A 1,435-nucleotide genomic window follows, 5' to 3' on the forward strand; every position below is an offset into this window, starting at 1 on the left:
GCGGTGGCGGTGTGCGGTGCTGCCGTGGGCGGGGCTGCTCGCGGCGGGGACGCGGCGGGCCAGGGGGGGGGTGGGGGTGTGTGCGTGGTTGGCGGGGGCGGGACGGGAGGGGACGGGAAGGTCCGTACTGGCTGGGCCGGGAACCCGCACGGGCCGCCTGTCGCTTCGTGCGCAACCGGCCCCGCCTGGCCGGTGCGGTGGCGCGGACGCTCGCGGAACTGGGGCGGGTTGCGCGGCGGCTGAGGCCGGGCCGCCGGGCAACCGGCACGTGGTCCGTGCCCCAGGCGCTCGGCCCGTTGGCTCCGGCGCACGGCCCGTGCACCGTTGCCCCCACGCCCACCCCGTGGGGCGTGACCCGGGCGCCCGCCTCATGGACCATGGCTCGGGCTCTCGGCCCGCGCACCGTGGTCGGGCGCCCGCACCGTAGGCCGAGCGCGGGGGCCGCGCACCGTGGCCCCGGCGCTCGGCCCGTGCACCGTGACCCGGGCGCGCGGCCCGTGGTGCCGGGCGCCGTGCCTCAGCCCGTGGCGGTCCAGCTGTGGGCGACGTCCACGATGACGCGGTCGTCGAGCTGCTGCACCCGGAAGGGCAGCCGGGCCCGGACGCCGAGGCCGATCTGGGTCTCGCCCTCGAAGCTGCCGGCGAACCGGGTGTCCCGGAAGGTGCGGTACCCCGTGAGGTCCACGCCCGGCAGCGGGCGTGCCACCCGGCCGGGGTAGGTGGCCGCGCCGGTCTCCGGGTCGTACGCGGGCGCGGACACCCGCACTTCGATGACGGCCCCGCCGGCCACGGGTATCTGGCGGCCCGAGCCGTCCTGGTAGAGCCGGTCGACGTACTGGACCCGGTAGCCGACGCCGCTGCCCGCGCCGGGCACGTCGACGACCATCCGGTCGAAGCAGGTGTGGCGGCCGGTCCTGACGTTCGTCAGCGGTGCGACCGTGGCGCCGGTGTCGGCCATGGCGAGGCTTCCCCAGCCGGTCGGACACGCCGTGGCGCCCGTGGCGGACTGCGCGCCGGCCGCCGGTGCGGCGCCGGCCGGGACGGACGCCACACCCACCGTGGCGCCGACCAGTGCGAGAGTCGCGCATGCTGTTCTGATTCGTACCATTGCCGCCCCCGAGGCTTGCATTTTGCTGGTACCGGGTGAGACGGCCGGGCGGACCGAAAGGTTGCACTTGCCGCGCCGGACCGCCGACCATGGCACATCCTGGTGGGGAGCGATTGATGTCCGGTGCGTCCGTACCGGGAGGACGCGACATGGATGAGGCAGCCGCCGTACCGGACAGGCCACGGTCAGCCGGTGGCCGGAGCCGGGACGGGGCTGACGGCCGGGGCCCGAGCGAGGACTCGGGCCGGGTCGAGGATGCCCTCACGGATCCGCGGGTGCAGGCCGTGGGGGACCTCGACGGCGACGGCGGCCGGGTCTATCTGCGCG

Annotated in this window: 1 protein-coding gene; it reads right to left on the bottom strand. The window is 76.7% G+C overall.

What is annotated here, in order from left to right; all coding sequences use genetic code 11:
- Positions 1–517: 517 nt before the first annotated feature.
- Positions 518–1,108, bottom strand: a complete 591-nt coding sequence (locus ABZ281_RS49265; protein ID WP_356665363.1) for a hypothetical protein — start codon at positions 1,106–1,108, stop codon at positions 518–520.
- Between the last annotated feature and the right edge of the window lie 327 nt (positions 1,109–1,435).

Source organism: Streptomyces sp. NPDC006265 (assembly GCF_040613555.1).
Taxonomy (GTDB): Bacteria; Actinomycetota; Actinomycetes; order Streptomycetales; family Streptomycetaceae; genus Streptomyces.